Annotated in this window: 16 protein-coding genes; 7 read left to right on the forward strand and 9 right to left on the reverse strand. The window is 68.1% G+C overall.

The genetic code is table 11. The features are described from left to right. The first annotated feature begins 87 nt into the window (after positions 1–87). Together ACTWQA_RS52235 and ACTWQA_RS52240 are read left to right on the forward strand one after the other, a co-directional pair. Positions 88–750 carry a class I SAM-dependent methyltransferase gene (locus tag ACTWQA_RS52235; RefSeq protein WP_443166275.1) on the forward strand — a complete coding sequence of 221 codons (663 nt, stop codon included), beginning with the start codon at positions 88–90 and terminating at the stop codon, positions 748–750. 37 nt (positions 751–787) lie between these two features. Further along, on the forward strand, positions 788–1,387 hold the full coding sequence (locus ACTWQA_RS52240; RefSeq protein ID WP_443166276.1) for an NUDIX hydrolase: 600 nt from the start codon (positions 788–790) through the stop codon (positions 1,385–1,387). 163 nt (positions 1,388–1,550) lie between these two features. On the opposite strand, the gene ACTWQA_RS52245 is transcribed toward ACTWQA_RS52240, so the two are convergent. The 9 genes from ACTWQA_RS52245 to ACTWQA_RS52285 all read right to left on the reverse strand — a co-directional run bounded on the left by ACTWQA_RS52245 (position 1,551) and on the right by ACTWQA_RS52285 (position 11,476). Next, a complete protein-coding gene (locus ACTWQA_RS52245; RefSeq protein ID WP_443166277.1) occupies positions 1,551–4,298 on the reverse strand; it encodes a CDP-glycerol glycerophosphotransferase family protein in 2,748 nt (915 codons plus the stop codon). A 208-nt stretch (positions 4,299–4,506) separates the two neighbouring features. After that, on the reverse strand, positions 4,507–4,821 hold the full coding sequence (locus ACTWQA_RS52250; RefSeq protein WP_443166278.1) for an MGMT family protein: 315 nt from the start codon (positions 4,819–4,821) through the stop codon (positions 4,507–4,509). Then, a complete protein-coding gene (locus tag ACTWQA_RS52255; protein WP_443166279.1) occupies positions 4,809–5,168 on the reverse strand; it encodes a hypothetical protein in 360 nt (119 codons plus the stop codon). Before ACTWQA_RS52255 ends, ACTWQA_RS52250 begins: the two co-directional genes overlap by 13 nt. A gap of 67 nt (positions 5,169–5,235) precedes the next feature. Beyond that, positions 5,236–6,399, reverse strand: a complete 1,164-nt coding sequence (locus ACTWQA_RS52260; RefSeq protein ID WP_443166280.1) for a S8 family serine peptidase — start codon at positions 6,397–6,399, stop codon at positions 5,236–5,238. After that, positions 6,393–7,295: a hypothetical protein gene (locus tag ACTWQA_RS52265; protein ID WP_443166281.1), complete on the reverse strand. Its 903-nt coding sequence runs from the start codon at positions 7,293–7,295 to the stop codon at positions 6,393–6,395. Before ACTWQA_RS52265 ends, ACTWQA_RS52260 begins: the two co-directional genes overlap by 7 nt. Positions 7,296–7,350: 55 nt before the next feature. Continuing rightward, a complete protein-coding gene (locus tag ACTWQA_RS52270) occupies positions 7,351–8,562 on the reverse strand; it encodes a S8 family serine peptidase (protein WP_443166282.1) in 1,212 nt (403 codons plus the stop codon). A gap of 20 nt (positions 8,563–8,582) precedes the next feature. Beyond that, positions 8,583–9,299, reverse strand: coding sequence for a hypothetical protein (locus tag ACTWQA_RS52275; protein ID WP_443166283.1), 717 nt, complete (start codon positions 9,297–9,299; stop codon positions 8,583–8,585). Between the two features lie 48 nt (positions 9,300–9,347). After that, a complete protein-coding gene (gene moeZ / locus ACTWQA_RS52280; protein WP_443166284.1) occupies positions 9,348–10,529 on the reverse strand; it encodes an adenylyltransferase/sulfurtransferase MoeZ in 1,182 nt (393 codons plus the stop codon). Between the two features lie 47 nt (positions 10,530–10,576). Further along, on the reverse strand, positions 10,577–11,476 hold the full coding sequence (locus ACTWQA_RS52285) for an alpha/beta fold hydrolase (RefSeq protein ID WP_443166285.1): 900 nt from the start codon (positions 11,474–11,476) through the stop codon (positions 10,577–10,579). A gap of 360 nt (positions 11,477–11,836) precedes the next feature. Here ACTWQA_RS52285 and ACTWQA_RS52290 point away from each other — a divergent pair, with 360 nt between their 5' ends. The 5 genes from ACTWQA_RS52290 (at position 11,837) to ACTWQA_RS52310 (ending at position 15,918) form a co-directional block, all read left to right on the forward strand. Continuing rightward, positions 11,837–12,208 (forward strand): hypothetical protein, encoded by a 372-nt coding sequence (locus ACTWQA_RS52290; RefSeq protein WP_443166286.1) that lies wholly within the window; start codon positions 11,837–11,839, stop codon positions 12,206–12,208. 513 nt (positions 12,209–12,721) lie between these two features. Further along, on the forward strand, positions 12,722–13,129 hold the full coding sequence (locus ACTWQA_RS52295; RefSeq protein ID WP_443166287.1) for a hypothetical protein: 408 nt from the start codon (positions 12,722–12,724) through the stop codon (positions 13,127–13,129). A 383-nt stretch (positions 13,130–13,512) separates the two neighbouring features. Continuing rightward, complete coding sequence (locus ACTWQA_RS52300) at positions 13,513–14,388, forward strand: helix-turn-helix domain-containing protein (protein ID WP_443166288.1); 876 nt, start codon at positions 13,513–13,515, stop codon at positions 14,386–14,388. Between the two features lie 365 nt (positions 14,389–14,753). Further along, the gene (locus tag ACTWQA_RS52305; RefSeq protein ID WP_443166289.1) at positions 14,754–15,086 is read left to right on the forward strand and encodes a hypothetical protein; all 333 of its coding nucleotides are present in this window, start codon (positions 14,754–14,756) and stop codon (positions 15,084–15,086) included. Between the two features lie 523 nt (positions 15,087–15,609). Beyond that, complete coding sequence (locus tag ACTWQA_RS52310; RefSeq protein ID WP_443166290.1) at positions 15,610–15,918, forward strand: hypothetical protein; 309 nt, start codon at positions 15,610–15,612, stop codon at positions 15,916–15,918. Positions 15,919–16,133 lie beyond the last annotated feature (215 nt).

The following is a 16,133-nucleotide window of genomic DNA, read 5'->3' on the forward strand; positions in this document are numbered from 1 at the left end:
CTTTTCCGACGACACGCCGCTCCTGCCTTTCCAGAACATGGCGCGATATATCTTGACTTGGACCAGACGCGATATATCGTGCGCGTCATGACCAGAACCGACAAGGGATACAAGGGCATCGGCATGGAAGGCCCGATCGCACGCTGGTACGCCACCGCCAACGGCAAGTCGCCCGAGCGCTACGAGCAGCAGGTGGAGGCCGTACGACAACGGGCCGGCCAAGGGAGCTCGATATTGGAGGTCGCCCCCGGACCGGGCTACCTGTCGATCGCGCCGGCCATGACCGGCGACTACACCGTCACCGGACTCGACGTCAGCGAGACCTTCGTCGAGATCGCCCGCACCAAGGCCGCCGAGGCCGGGGCCGCCGTCGACTTCCGGCTGGGCAACGCCTCGTCGATGCCGTTCGAGGACGAGAGCTTCGACTTCGCCGTCTGCTGCGCCGCCTTCAAGAACTTCTCCGACCCGCTCGGGGCGCTGCGGGAAATGCACAGGGTGCTGCGGCCCGGCGGCGCCGCCCTCATCATCGACCTGCGGCGGGACGTGTCCAAGGAGGCCGTGGACGAGGACGTGGCACGCATGGGGATGGGCGGGCTCTCCAAGATGGTCACGCGCTTCACCCTGCGCTCGCTCCTGCCCCGACGGGCCTACACGAAGAGCGAGTTCGAGGCGTTCATCGGGCAGAGCGGGTTCCCCAGCCACGAGATCCGGCTCTCGCCACTCGCCCTGGAGGTGGACCTGCGCAAGTGACGTGCGCACGGAGCGTGCGTCCTTGTAACGTAGGGTCATGGTCTGGCAGGTCCACTCCGAGAAGACGCTCTACTCCGCCGCGCGGGTGGACGTCCGGGTCGCGGACGTGGAGCTGCCCGACGGGCGGCATCTCGATCATCATCTCGTCCGCACCGCACCCGCGGCCGGAGCGGTCGTCACCGACGAGCAGGACCGGGTCCTGCTGATCTGGCGGCACCGGTTCATCACCGACAGCTGGGGGTGGGAGATCCCGCTGGGGGAGGTCGACGAGGGTGAGATGCCGCAGGCAGCCGCGGCGCGGGAGGTCGAGCAGAAGACCGGCTGGCGTCCGGGCCTCCTGCGCCCGCTGCTCGCCGTCCAACCCGCCAACGGCTTCACCGACGCCCTGCATCACGTCTACTGCGCCGAATCGGCCACACGCATCGGCCCGCCGGCGGATCCTTCGCAGGCCGGCCGCATCGACTGGCTCCCCTTGCCGGGGATCCGCAAGCTGATCGACAACGGCGACATCGTCTGCGGCACCACGTTGTCGTCGCTGCTCTATCTCCTGCTCGACCACCTGCCCGGGGACCGCGAGCCGACGTTCGACCCCACCCGCCAGATCCTCCTCCGCGACATCCCGGGTCTCCAGTTGTAACCCCTGAGCCGGTCAACTAGACGCTCCGTCACGGCGAGCAACCCGTGAGCCTTCACGACCGGCCATGACAGACGGCAAGGGGTTACGGCGCGTGCGGTGACCCTGGGCGACCGTAAAGAATGGTCGTTAAAGGCGCGCGGTGACGCTCAGAGAACGTGGAAGATCACGAAAACAGACGATCGACCACCCGAGCAGTGGCTTTGCCGTCGTCGCGGGGAGCGAACGTCGCGCGGAACGCGTCGTACCGGTCGGCATGGGCGGCCGCCACTGAATCGATCGACCGGAGCGCCTCGATCACCTCAGCCGACGTCGACAGCACCGGGCCGGGCGCCTGCTCGGCCAGGTCGAGGTAGAGACCCCGCTTGGACGAATACTTCGCCAGGTCGTAGCCATAGAGCACGATCGGGCGGCCGGTGCAGGCGAAGTCGAACATCACCGACGAATAGTCCGTCACCAGGACGTCGGCCACCAACAGCAGATCGGCCATGTCCGGATAAGTGGTGACGTCGTGGGCGATGTCGGGGACGGCAGGGATGGCCTGCATGGGATGGGCGCGGACCAGGATCTCGTGGTCGGCGCCCAGCGCCTGGCGGGCCTTGGCCAGGTCCAGCTTCACCATGGCGTTCTTGCGGTCGTAGTCCCGCCACGTCGGCGCGTACAGGACCACCCGCTTGCCCTCCACCAGCCCGAGCCGCTCGCGCACCGCGGCCGCCAGGGCGTCGCGGTCCGGCGAGTTGAGCACGTCGTTGCGGGGCAGACCGCTTTCCAGGATCTCGCCCTTGTAGCCGAACGCCTTGCGGAGCACGGGCGTCGCCCACGGCGACTGCGACAGCAGCAGGTCCCAGCCGCGCACCTCCGCCGCCTGGCGATGCCAGATCGGCGGCTTGGGGTCGCGGTTCATGTGGGGCTGGTCGTTGCCGATGATCTTGGCTGGGGTGCCGTGCCAGGTCTGCACCACCACCTGGTCCTCGCGGGCGCGGAACCAGGCGGGCAGGAACGAGTTGGTCACGATGTGACGGGACCTGGCCAGAGCGGCGTGGTGCTCGCGGCTGCCGGCGCGCACGACGGTCGCGCCGCCCGGCGGCACGAACGCCCCGTCCTTGACGATCCAGATGTGCTCGCGGTCGTCGCCTCGCCGCAGCCGCTCCTCGTAGATGGCGCGGACGCTGTCGGCGTAGAGCCGCCCGTCGTTGACGACGTAGACGGTCGCCTCCGTCAGCGGCTCCGTGCGCTGCGCGGGATAGAAGACGCGCCGCAGCACGTGGGTGCCCGCGACGCCGCGCTCGTCGGCCGGACGGGCCTCCTCCACGGCGACGACGGGCACGTCGAAGCGCGTCGAGATCATCCGGTACGTGCGCCCGTCAACCGTGCGCGGTTTCTCATCGAGCCCCGCCAGGGCGGCGTGGTCCATGCGCAGCGGGACGATCTCGCCGGACGGATGGCGTACGGACATGTTCCAGGTGCCCGACGCCAGCGGCACCGGCTCGCCGAAACGGTCCATGGCGGCAGGCTCGACGCGGACCGAGAAGTCCTCGCCGGAGCGCTCCATGGGCAGCTGGTAGGACAACCCGGACCGGTGCCGCAGCGTGAGCGTGCGGGGGCCGGACGCGTCCGGGTAGTGGCCGCGCAGCACGAGCACGGAGTCTTCCCAGACCGCCGAGGTGATCACGGGGCGGACGCGGTGGGCGGAGACCACGACGCGGTCGCGGCGGTCGCCGAGCACGGTGATCTCGCGGTCCCCCACCACCGTGCGGGTCTCGACGAGGTCGGCGAGCATGACCGAGGCCGCCGGGTCGCCCTTGGGCTCGACCCAGAGCCGCCGCCCGTCCTTCTCCTGCAGCAAGGAGGGCACGGCCAGCGAGACCACCACCTGCGTGCCGTCGTCCGACGGGGTGAAGTCGGCGGCGATGCGGTGACCGCCCAGCCTGGCGTGGCCCTTGGTGACCGTGCGGCCGGGCAGGGAGATCTTCAGCTCGAGGCGGTCGTCGTCCACGGACACCCCGGCCAGCTCGGCCCGGTTGGGCTGAAGCACGACCTGCAGCGCCCGGTCGGACGTCCAGACCGGCCTGATCCACCAGCCGGGCTTGAGCTTGAGCCCGGCGGGGCGCTCGGGCCGGCCGAGCGCGGAGCCGCGCAGCAGGCCGGTGGCCCGCGCGCCACGGCTCCAGAACACGATCTCGGCTCGCCACGTCGTGGTGTCGGGCACCGACGGCCGGTGCCGCATGCGGCGGCGCACGGCGGAGACCACACCGCGCACGGCGCCGCGCCAGCGCAGCGGCCACGGGCTCAGCTCCGCGGTGAAGCCGGACCAGTCGTAGTTGCAGCCGGGCTCGCGGGCCCCATGCGTGGCCTCGGGCTCCAGCACGCGGCGGGTGCGCATGCGGATGGGCGGCAACCAGCGCGGCCCGCGCAGCACCACGGTCGCCCAGTTGAACCTGCGGCTGCGGACCGACAGTCCGGCCAGGTAGGCGAAGCCGGTGACGCGCAGCTTGCCGTCGACCCAGGTGATGTCGTCGATGTGGGTCACCGGCACCATGTCGGCCCTGCGCAGCCGGTAGAGGCCGGGCGGCAGCTCGTCACGGAAGGGCAGGTCGGCATACCAGCTGAGGCCCTTGCGGATGCGCTTGGACGGCTCGGCCGCCGCGGTCACGACCTTGGTGAGGGTGTCGCCGTCGATGAGCTCCTCGTCGGGGCGGTGCTCGATCAGGTGCACGATGACCCGTCTGGCGACCGGCAGGTCGCGTTTGACCTCCGCGTCCACGCCCGCGAGGTAGGGGCGCACGAGGGCGAGCATCTCGCGGCGCCGCGTGGCGCCGCGTTTGACCGCGAGGTCGATGCGGCCCCCGAGGGGACCGCTGAGCACCTCGGTGTCGAACGCCGCGTCGCGTCCGCCGGGGCCGACCGCTCGCATGACCGCTTCGAGAGGCTCGCCACGATCGCAGAGATCCTGGACAGCCTTCAGGCGGTCGGCAAGCGAATTACCGCCCTGGCTCTGGGCTGTGACGCCGGTGGCCATTGGGGAGGCACCGCCTTTCGGGCCGCCATCAGTGTTTTGCCCATGGTAATGCGAGTCACATGTCACAGAATCGCCCGTTCGGCAAAACCGCAGGTCAATGCGCTTACTGAAAATCCCCTGAACGCCCGTCCCAGCGCGCCAGGCGCATGTCGACGCGTTCGCCTCGCAGCGGAGTGCCTTCCTCGCGCCAGTGGGCCAGGCAGCGTTGCAGGTGGTCAGGGGCCGCGCCGCCGCCGTCGGCATGGACGACGCGCCACCAGGGCACGCCACCACCCCACGTGGACATCACCTTGCCGACCTGTCGCGGGCCGCCTTCACCCAGATATTCGGCGATGTCCCCGTACGCCATGACCTTGCCGGGCGGGATGCGCTCGACGAGGTCGAGCACCCGCTCGGCGAAGGGGCTCAGGGGCTCCATGCGGCCGGGCCGGCGTCGATGATCTGCTCGAGCTTGCCGACCTCCACGACGCCGCCGCCCGTCTCGACCTCGATGACACCGTCGCGCAGCCTGTAGACCTCGCCGTCCTCGCCCACGAGCCGGGCGCCGAGCGCGGTCGACAACCTCAGGAGTTGTGCCACCTGCCAGTCGGAACCGGGCTCGCCGACCACCTGGCCCGCCCAGCGCGCCACCGGCTGCGTGCCGCCCGCGTGGCCGATCACGATCTCGTCAGACCCGCGCAGCTCGAATCCGGCCGGCGCGATGGCCCTCGCCAACTCCGCGAAGGCGAGCGGCGACTCGCGCACCACTCGCAGCTCGTATCCCATGACGGGGGACCCTAGCGGATCTCTTTGCCAACGAGAAACCCGCCGTAGTGCCTGCTCCAGGCCCTTCTCACGGTTCCTTTCGCTGGTTGAGCACGATGATCGCGCCGCAGAACGTGATGAGCGCCAGCAGCACCCCGCCCCCGTAAACCCACAGGTGCCAGGGGTCGGGTCCCGGCCGGGTCGGCACGGGCGAGTCCTCGCCCTGGCCGAAGTGTTCCTTGCCGGACTCCCCCGCGCTGCGTTGCACGCTGGTCAGCCGCTCGGCGGCGTTGAGCGCGGCGGCGGCGTCGACCACGCCGAACCCGGTCTGGTCGTCGTATCCGGCGGCGGGCCGGCCCCGCGCGCTCATGGACAGCGCCTGGGCGACCTGCTCGGGCGGCAAGCTCGGGTAGCGGGACTTGATGAGCGCGGCCACCCCGGCCACGAGCGCGGCGGCCGAGCTGGTGCCCTCCGACAACTGGTAGCCGCTCTTGCGCTTGACCACGGGCACCTCCACGCCGGGCGCGGCCACGAGCACCGACAGATTGTCGCTGCTGAAGGGGGCCTTCCTGCCCTGCTTGTCGGTGGCCGCCACGCCGATCACGCCGGGGTAGCCGGCCGGGAAACTCCAGTAGGAGGTGCCCTTGTCCCTGGCGTAGCCGGTCTGGCCGTCATTGCCCACGGCGGCGACCAGCACGACGCCCTTGCTCAGCGCGTACGAGACGGCTTCGCGCTCGGACTTGTTCGGCCCGTAGGACCCGATCGACATGCTGACGACCTTGGCGCCGTGGTTGGCCGCGTACCGCAGGGCGCGGGCGAGCGGGCTCTCCGCGGCCATCTGCTCGTCCTCCATGGGCGGGACGCCGAACTCCATATCCGGTTCGTCGTCCGTGACCATGGGCAACGACAGGATTCGGGCCTCGGGCGCGACGCCGACCAGCCCGTCGTCCTCGCCGGAGCCGGCGATCAGGCCGGCCATGGCGGTGCCGTGCTTGCCGGGCGGGATGTTGCGGACGATCGAGCCCGAGGTCATGTCGGGGCCGGCGCTGACACGTCCCTTCAGCTCCTTGACCTCGGCGTCCACGCCGCTGTCCACGACGGCGACGGTGACGCCCGCCCCCTTGGTGACGGTCCACGCCTGCTGGACGTTGAGGGCGTCGAGCACCCACTGCTGCTGCTCCCTGACCGGGTCGGCGCTCGGTCCCGCGAAGACCAGCAGGGTGGCCGCGATCGCGCGTATGGCGGTCAGCACACGTTCCCCTGCGTGCAGGGCGGCACCTTCGGGGGATCCGCGAGGAAGTAGGCGATCTGGTGGCCGATCGACTTGGCCGCCGGCCACAGCTCGGGGTGCAGGATCTCCTCGGGCGGGATCGAGGCCCGGGTCCGCCCGTCCGCGTAGCCCGCGGTGGAGAACACGATGTACGGTCCCGCGCCGACCCAGCTCGTACGCTGCCGCTGGTCGGGCCCGAACCGCTCGCTCACGGTGCCGGGGAAGGCGACGGGCAGCACGCCGACGCGGTCGTCCTGGGTGAGCTCTTCGGTGGCCGAGACCCTGGACGCCTCGTCCTTGAGCACGGCCACGCCCACCGTGAAGACGAACGACGCCGTCTGGTCGATGTAGGTGGCCCGCAGCATGGTGACGCAGCCGTGGCTGTCCAGGACACCGGCCACGGAGGCGTCCACGCCCTTGCCGCACTCGGTTTCGGGGGCAATGCCGACCCGCCTGGCGTACTGCTGGGCGCGGTCGAGCCCGAGGTACTTCACCTCTTCGGGGAAGACGCCCGTCGCCGGCCACGCCTGCCAGCGCCTGGCGATCTCCTCCTGCTTGTACTGGTTTTGCTCCGAAGCGGTCAGCGGGCGCGCCCGCGTCTCGTCGAGCAGCCCGATCGTGCCGAGCAGCACGACGGCCGCCGACATGGTGATGATGACGCCGAGCAGCGCCACGAAGATGCGCCGGTAGCGGACGCCCTGCTGGAGCGCGTCGAGTTCGGCGCGCTGCTTGGCGTCCGCGCTCCTGCGGGAGCTCGCGGCCGGCCAGGCACGCACGCGTGACCGGCGGCCGGTGGTGGCGCCGAGTGGGTTCCTGCGTCCCGGGGCGGATTCGCCTCCAGAGCGCGGCAGCCCTGAGATCGACCTACGTGCCTTCACCACCGCCTCTTCCTGCGTTCATGGCCTGTCTATTTCGTCCCCTTTAGTGGAGAGATCATGCGTCTTGCGAGCTGTGCGCCCGGCGCACGCGTCTGACCAGGATGAATATGACGGTCAGCGACGCGATCGCGCCCGCGGCCGCCGCGGCGGCGATGGCCGCGTAGACCCTGACGCGCTCGTCGTCCCTGACGATGACCTTGATCGGACCGGCCTGCCCGCCGCCGGCCACGGGCTTGGCGGGGTCCTGAGCCCCGGCGCCCGTCGCGGTCTCGGTGTGCCCCGCCAGCCGGCCGGCCTCGGCCAGGGCGCGGGAGGCGTTGACGACGCCGAAGCCGGTGGCCGTGTCGTAGCCGCCGGGCGGGCGGTCGGTGGCGCTGGCGGTGAGGGCCTGCGCAACGAGCGGCGGCGACATATCCGGATATTTCGCCTTAATGAGGGCGGCGACGCCGGATACGAGGGCCGTCGCCTGCGAGGTCCCCCTGCCGACCCAGTACTCGTCGCCGGGTCCGGCGCCCATGATGTCCACGCCGGGCGCGGCCACCTGCACCGAAGAGTTCCAGTTGGAGAACGTGGCCCGCCGCAACCGCCGGTCCGTCGCCCCCACGGAGACCACCCCCGGGAACGCCGCCGGGTAGGAGTACGGCGCGAAATCGCGGTCGATCTTCCGGTCGCCGTCGTTGCCCGCGGCCGCGACGAGCACGACGCCCCTGGAGATGGCGTAGCGGATGGCCGCCCGCTCCTCCCGGGTCGCCAGCTCCTTGGAGATCGACATGTTGATCACGTCCGCCCCCTCGTCGACCGCGTACCTGATGCCTCGGGCCACGACGTTCTCGAAGCGCTCCGCGGAGTTGAACTCCCGGAAACCCGGCTCCTCGTCCTCGAGAATGACCCTTACTGACAGTACGTCCGCTTCGGGCGCGACGCCGATGATCCCCAGCTTTCCTTGGCGGCCATGACCGTGCCCGGCGATCAGCGAGGCCATGTACGTGCCGTGCAACCTGCGCGGACCCACCCCGGGCGGATTGGCGCCCGCGGTGAAATCTCTGCCCACCCGGACCGAGCCGATGAGGTCGCGATGGCGTGGATCGACGCCGGAGTCGAGCACCGCCACCGTGACCCCGACGCCCTTGCTGACGCGCCACGCCTGGGTCAGCTCCAGCGTCTTGATCACCTGCCGCTGCCCGCCGCGCACATCGTCGGCCCGCGCGGGCGAGGCCACGAACAGCAGCATCCCGGCCACCGCCACCGACACCACGCGTCTCAGCACAGGTGCTCGAGTGCCCTGGCTCAGCACTGCCATTCCTCTGCGGTGCAATCGGGCATCCTGGGCGTGCTGAGACTGGTCAGCACATGCTCGGAGATCTCGGTGGCGAAGGCGAAGATGTCCGGGCGCGACTCGCCGACCGCGCTCCCCGGCCGGCCGTCCACCTCACCGGCCGTGGTCAGCACCAGGTAGGGTCCCGCCTGCCGGACCGACCCGGCCTGGCGCACGGCAGGGGTGAAGCGGTGGGCGATCGTATTGCCGAAGGCCAGCGGGCTCAGCCCGGGCACGGGTTTGCCGCTGTCGGCGAACGCGGACTTGGCCCGCACGGCGCCCAGCTCGTCCCGTAGGGCCGCCACGCCGACGGTGACGAGCACGCCGCGCAGGGCGTCGATGTAGGTGGCGCGCAGCAGGCCGCGGCAACCCGCCTTACGCAGGGCCTTGGCCGCCTTGGCGTCCACGGAGTCGCACGCGGTGTGCGGGGAAATGCCGATCCTGCTGGCCCGCTCCTGCCCCCCTTGCTCGGCGGAGTACGGCAATGTGGCGGGGAAGATACGTCCCGCGGGCCAGGTGCGCCAGCGCTCGGCGACCTCCCGCTTGGCCGCCGCGTGCAGCTCGGCGGTGCTCGGGCCGCGGGTGAGCTCGGTGCCCGCCGCGCTGCCCGCGACCCCGGCGGCCACCGCGCAGACCAGGGTCAGCGCGGAGGCCACCACCAGGGTCGGCCAGGGGCGGGATGGGTTCACGCCATCGACCTTAACCGGGGCGTCCGGCAGAGCACCGCCAGAAGATGCTTAATAGCTGGGCAGGCTGGGGTCGACGGTCTTGACCCAGCTGAGCACGCCGCCGCCCACGTGGACGGCGTCGGAGAACCCGGCGTTCTTGACGACCGCCAGGGCCTCGGCCGAGCGCGCGCCCGACTTGCAGTGCAGGACGATGCGCTTGTCCTGCGGCAGTTTCTCCAGGGCCGAGCCGTTGAGGAACTCGCCCTTGGGGATCAGCGTGGCGCCGGGGATCGAGACGATCTCGTACTCGTTCGGCTCACGCACGTCCACGAGGAAGATGTTGTCGCCCCGTTCCTGCATGTCCTTGAGCTCCAGCGCGGTGATCGTGGAGCCGCTGGCGGCCTCGGCGGCCTCGTCGGAGATCGCGCCGCAGAAGGCCTCGTAGTCCTCGAGCAGCTCGGTGACCGTCGGGTTCTTGCCGCACAGGACGCACTCCGGGTCCTTGCGGACCTTGACGTCGCGGTACTTCATCTCCAGGGCGTCGTAGATCATCAGTCGCCCGACCAGCGGGTCACCGATGCCGGTCAGCAGCTTGATGGCCTCGTTGACCTGGATGGAGCCGATCGACGCGCAGAGCACGCCGAGCACGCCGCCCTCGGCGCACGAGGGCACCATGCCGGGAGGCGGGGGCTCCGGGTAGAGGCAGCGGTAGCAGGGGCCGTGCTCGGCCCAGAACACGCTGGCCTGGCCGTCGAAGCGGTAGATCGAGCCCCAGACGTACGGCTTGCCGAGCAGCACCGCGGCGTCGTTCACCATGTAGCGGGTGGCGAAGTTGTCGGTGCCGTCGACGATGAGGTCGTAGCCGGAGAAGATCTCCATGACGTTTTCCGTGGTCAGCGCCGTGTTGTGAATGACGACGTCGACCAGCGGGTTGATCTCGCGGACCGACGCCGCGGCGCTCTCGGCCTTCAGCCGGCCCACGTCGGACTGGCCGTGGATGATCTGCCGCTGCAGGTTGGACTCATCGACCACGTCGAAGTCGATGACGCCGAGGGTGCCGACACCCGCCGCCGCGAGGTACATCAGCGCGGGCGAGCCCAGTCCCCCGGCGCCCACACACAGCACCTTGGCATTCTTCAGCCGCTTCTGCCCCGCCATGCCCACGTCGGGAATGATCAGGTGACGCGAGTAGCGGCGCACTTCGTCGACGGTCAGCTCTGCGGCCGGCTCGACCAGCGGTGGCAACGACACTTTCTACGCTCCCGTTATCCAGGGGATCCCTGTCCTCACCTTGAAACCTAGCTGGCGAGTGGGGCATTCCCCAATCGAGTCTCACCGATCAGACGGCGTGCTTCGGCCGCCACGACCTGCGGCAGCTCCATCATCGCCACATGACCCGCCGTCGGCAGCAACACGATCCTGGCCCTCGCGAACGTACGCAGCGCCTTCGCGGCCATGGCCGGGCGGACGAGGCGGTCGCGCCGGCCGTGCATGATCAGCGTCGGCGCCCGGACCCTGGCCGCCTGGCGCCAGAGGTTGTCCTCACCGCGGCGGAAGTATTCGGCCACGATGCCCCGGGCCGCGCCGATCATCGCCGCTCCGGCGTACGGGACGTCGTCGCGCCTGCGGAGCTCGTTGATCGCGTCGCTCAGGCGTACCGGGTGGACGGCGTTCGCGTCGGCCCAGACCATGGACACGGTGGCGTGGACGCGTTGCTCGGCCGGGACCATGCGCATCATGCCCGTCACCCACTCACCCAGCATGGGGATCGCGGCGGCGGCCACGCGGATGGGGCCGTATCTGGGGAGCAGGTCCGGGAGTGCGGGCGAGATGAGCGTGAGCGAGCGGACCAGGTCGGGGCGGGTGGCGGCGACCCTGACGGCGATCGCGCCGCCCATGGAGTTGCCGAACAGGTGGGCGGGGCCCGTCTCCTCCATGAGGCCGATCACGGCCCTGGCCTGCCCGGCGACTGTGTAGTCGCCGTCGTCGGGCGCGGGCGAGTATCCGGCGCCCGGCAGGTCGAGCGCGTGGCCGGTGACCGTCTCCTTGAGCTCGTCCATGAGGTCGGTCCAGTTGGTGGCCGAGCCGGCCAATCCGTGCACGAACACCGCTTGCTCGGCGGGCCCCCGGGGGGTGGACCTGACGTGCACTGAGCCCAGCATGCGTCCTGGCCAGTGCGGGATCGGCTTGGTTGCCATGCCTCCTCCTCGTCGTCACTCCCACGCTGCTTGTCGTTAACCCCCACGATAACCATGCCGCAGCACCAGACAGCCCCATATCGGACATTTCGTACTTATCGCCATTTTATAGGGCATAGAGAGTGCCGCATCGCCGCCGCCCGTCGAGGAAGTCGGACAAATCATCTCAATTCATTTGATTTAAGTTTATCGGGAGCAATGAGAGCGTTCGTGTATAGCAAAACCGTTCGATGCTCGTTTGTGGAACCTCCGCATCGGACATCAAAGGGACAGATGACGCATTGTCGCCATCCACGACATTTTCCGATCAACTAGAAAATGTCGGGAACCAGGGCAATCGATCCTTTGGGGGGGAACTCAATGCCCACGTTCAAGACAATCGTCGCAGGGCTGGCGATCAGCACAGCAGCGACCGGCGGCGCCATCAGCATGGGCTCGGTGACCACAGCCTCGGCCGCCAGCGCGACGACCGCCTCCGCCGCCTCCGGCGCCACCACCACGACCGGCTTCCTCGCCGGCTGCCGCAAGCGCTGCGGCTGGGGCTGGGGCGGCGGCGGATGGGGCGGCGGCGGCGGATGGGGCCGCCACCACAACCGCCACAAGCAGAAGATCAAGATCCACATCCACAACAACAACCAGCAGAGCCAGAACCAGGCTTCGCGACAGGGCCAGAAGCACGAGCAGGGCCAGGCCCAGTTCCCGTTCAACGTCCTCGAGGATGAGGATGACTGACAGCTCCAGGCAGTGACCTTGGAGCGATCGACGGGAAGGTCCTGAGCGATCGGATAGCGGCCCTGCGAAAGCATCCCGGTCGACGTGAGCCGTGACCGAACTCCGTGAGCATGATCGCGCAGCATCGAAGCGACGAACCGACACGGAGCACCGGCACAGACTCAAGAGCCAGACCAGGAAAGAGGCCCACCGAACGCTCAGATCACCGGATCGCACCACATGCGCCCTCGGCAATTCACTGCCGAGGGCGCATTCATGCGTCCCCGCGCTCCACGGAGCCGACGGACGGCCATCACCCCCAAAAAGGACAAAGCATCTCAATTTACGCGAAAGTTGCCGAATAATAGCAACGAGAGCGTTAGTGAGGAGCAAAACATCATGAGGCCCGTTACGCGACATTAGTACCCGGAAACAAGAATGAACACGGATGACGCATTAGCCAGCCATCCACGGTGTTTGTCGATCAATCGGGAAACGTCAAGAACAGGGCAACCGACCTTTGGGAGGATTCCAATGCCCAAGTTCAAGAGTGTCGTCGCAGGCCTCGGCCTCAGCGCCGCCATGGCCGGCACCGTCGCGGGTCTGGACGCGCTGACCACCACCTCTGCTGCCGGCGCGACCACCGCCTCCGCCGCCACCACCGCCACGGCCGGCTATTTGGCCGGCTGCCGCAAGCGCTGTGGATGGAGCGGAACGATTCGCCACGGCCGCTACCGACTGAAGATCTACATCCATATCCACAACAAGAACCAGCAGAGCCAGGCCCAGGATGCCCGCCAGGACGAGGACCAGAAACTGGCTCAGGCTCAGTCCCTGCACAACACGGCGGACAACAAGGCCGACAACAAGGTCGACAGCACGGACACGCTCGACAATGCGGTCGAAAATGCCGTCGACAACACGGTCACCGGCAGCCCTTGAGCCGAGCGCACAGTGCGCCGAACGGTCCAACCGGGGCTCTTGCGACCGTATCCCGAGTGACGTGAAGCCCGTAGCCGAGTGCCTGTGTCACCCAGCGACATCATCCGCTCCGACGAAGCGACGAGCGACGCGAAGGCGCAGGCACTCTGCTTCACTTACTTACTGCGAGGGTCGCTTCCGAGGCCGACCGCCGTTCAGAGCCGCTCCGGCTCCAGGCGCAAGAGAGGGAAGGCGGCCTCACAACCCCCCTCCGGCACCGCAAGGCCGACTCTTCCCTCCAGGATCCACCCTCACATATCACGCCGCTGAGCTGCAGGGATCGGTTATTCCTAGGAAGACTCTTCCAAGGAAATTTCTCCGCACCGGTGCAATCATCGACGGATATGGACAGCATTGAGGTTGCCTCCTCCAGGGGACCGCTGGCCGATTTCCTCACCGCCCGACGCGCCGCCGTCAGCGCAGCCGAGCATGGCCTGCCCGAACCGCCATACCCCCGACGGGTTCCAGGCCTGCGCCGGGAAGAAGTGGCCCTACTGGCCGGGATCAGCACCGACTACTACACCCGCCTCGAGCAGGGCCGGGTACGCACCGCCTCCCGGTCGGTCCTGAACGCCATCGGCCGCGCGCTGCGTCTCAACGACGATCAACAACGGCATCTGTTCCAGCTGGCCTACCCCGAGGCGCAGGAGCAGTCCGGTGAGGCCGATCAGCGCATCACCCCGCAGACGGCCCGGCTGCTGGCCAACCTCGTCGACACCCCCGCCCTCGTACTCGGCCGTTACCTGGACATCCTGGCCTGGAACCTGCTGGGCACCGCTCTGCTGGGCGACCTGGCCGCCATGAAGCCGGCCCACCGCAACTACGTGCGTCTGATCTTCCTCGAAGATCACGTCCGGTCTCTGCAAGCCGACTGGCGCGCCCGCGCACAAGAGGCGGTCTCCAGCTTGCGCATGGCCGCGGGGGCCTACCCCGATCAGCCCCGGCTGCAAGAACTCGTAGGCGAGCTGTCGGTACGGGACGAGGACTTCCGCACCTGGTGGGCCGACCACCTGGTGACCGTGCACACCTCAGGCCGTAGCCTCCTCCGCCATCCCGTCGTCGGGGAGTTCAGCCTGGACTGGCAGGCCCTGACCAGCATCGACGATCAGGAACAAGCCATCGTGCTGCTCACCGCCCCATACGGCAGTCCCGATCACGAAGCAATCAAACGACTGGACGCCTGGGCCCGCCGGCAACAACTCCGGCCAAGCCATCCCTAACCGGACGCACCCGCAGTCCAAGATCGATAAGTCCAGCTTGCCAGCAATACAACCAATCGCGGGACCCAGCGAGGCGCACCCTCGCCGCATTGGCCAGCGAGAGCGCATTTACCCGCATCAACGGCAGATCGCTTCGCCACATTAAGAGCAATTCGGACAAATCGCATCAACTCATTTCATAAATGCTTAATGAGAGCAATGAGAACGTCAGAGTAGAGCAAAACGCCACGAAGCCCGTTTACCTGACAGTCGGCCGGGAAATATGAAATGCAACGGATGGTGCAATCGCCACTATCCGCGATATTTTCCACGCAGTCCGGAAAATATTTAGAACAGGGGCAACAGAACCTTTGGGGGGAAATTCAATGCCCAAGTTCAAGACTGCCATCGCGGCTCTCTTCGCAGCTAGCGCAGCCATGACCGGTGCTGCCGCGCTGACCACCTCCTCACCTGCCAACGCCACGCCGGGCGAGGGCTTCGTCGCCGGCGGCGGGGGCTGGGGCTGGGGCGGCGGCCACGGCAAGCACCGTCACAGGAACAAGCAGAAGGTTCGCATCTGGATCCACAACAACAACCACCAGACCCAGAACCAGGCCCACAGGCAGGACCAGGAGCAGGCGGAGGCCCAGTTCCAGAAGAGCAAGAACGAGAACGAGAACAAGAACAAGAACTTGCTGGAGTACCCGCCGGCGCCCTGAGGGAGCTGATGCGATAGTCCCCTAGTAAGAAGCGCCCTAAATGAGCGCATTGAATCGAAGAGTGGCGATCAGGCGACCGCATCCCGGTCGTCCCGAGCCGCACCAGAGTGCCTGTGTCCCGCACCGGCGTCATCCGCTTCACCGAAGCGATGACCCGATGCGGAACGCAGGCACTCCTTTTTTGTGCCCCCGCCGAGAGAAGCTCGAGGATGCTTCTCCGCAAGCAGCCATATCACACACCCGCGCTCTCGACAGTGAAATGTCGAGAGCGCTTTTGTGCGTTTACAGTCCTCCGTTTCACCTCACAAGGGGAAAGCGATACGGACCAGTCATCCAACTCCGCGAAACGCCCAAAGAAGGCGATGAGAGCGTTGAAGAACGGTAAATTGCCGCGAGGCCCGTTTAGCCCAGGCCGCCCGGGAAACAAATTGGACAGATGGCACATTAGCCGTCATCCACCGATATTTTCCACGTAGTCCGGAAAATATGGAGAACAGGGGCAACAGAACCTTTGGGGGGAAAAATGCCCAAGCTCAAGACCGCCGCGACTCTCGCCGTCGTCACCGCAGTGTCCGGCGCCATTGCCGCGCTGACCGGCGCCTCGACCGCCAACGCCGCCACGGGCTCCGCAGTCACCTCGGTGGCGGGCGGCTTCGTCACGGGCCACGGCTGGGGCGACCATAACCGCCACCACGGCAGGCAGAAGGTACGCATCTGGATCCACAACAACAACCACCAGAGCCAGAGGCAGCACCACCACCAGAAGCAGAAGCACGAGCAAAACGAGGGCCAGTTCCCGTTCAACGGCCTCTTCAATGACAATGAAGACTGAGTGAATTGATCCTGCAACGCTCGGCAGGAGAGTGCTGAGCGACCGCAGGGCAGGTCATGCCACCGGATCCCGGTCGGCGTGAACTGCGGCCGAGGTGCCTGTGTCGGCAGACAGGTCGCGCGCTCCGGCGAGGCGATGTCGAAACAAAAACACAGGTACCTCGGCTTAATCATGTGCCAGGGCGGGCGGTTCTCGATATCGACGATATCGAGAAC

The sequence above is a fragment of the Nonomuraea sp. 10N515B genome (assembly GCF_052245915.1).
Classification (GTDB): Bacteria; Actinomycetota; Actinomycetes; order Streptosporangiales; family Streptosporangiaceae; genus Nonomuraea.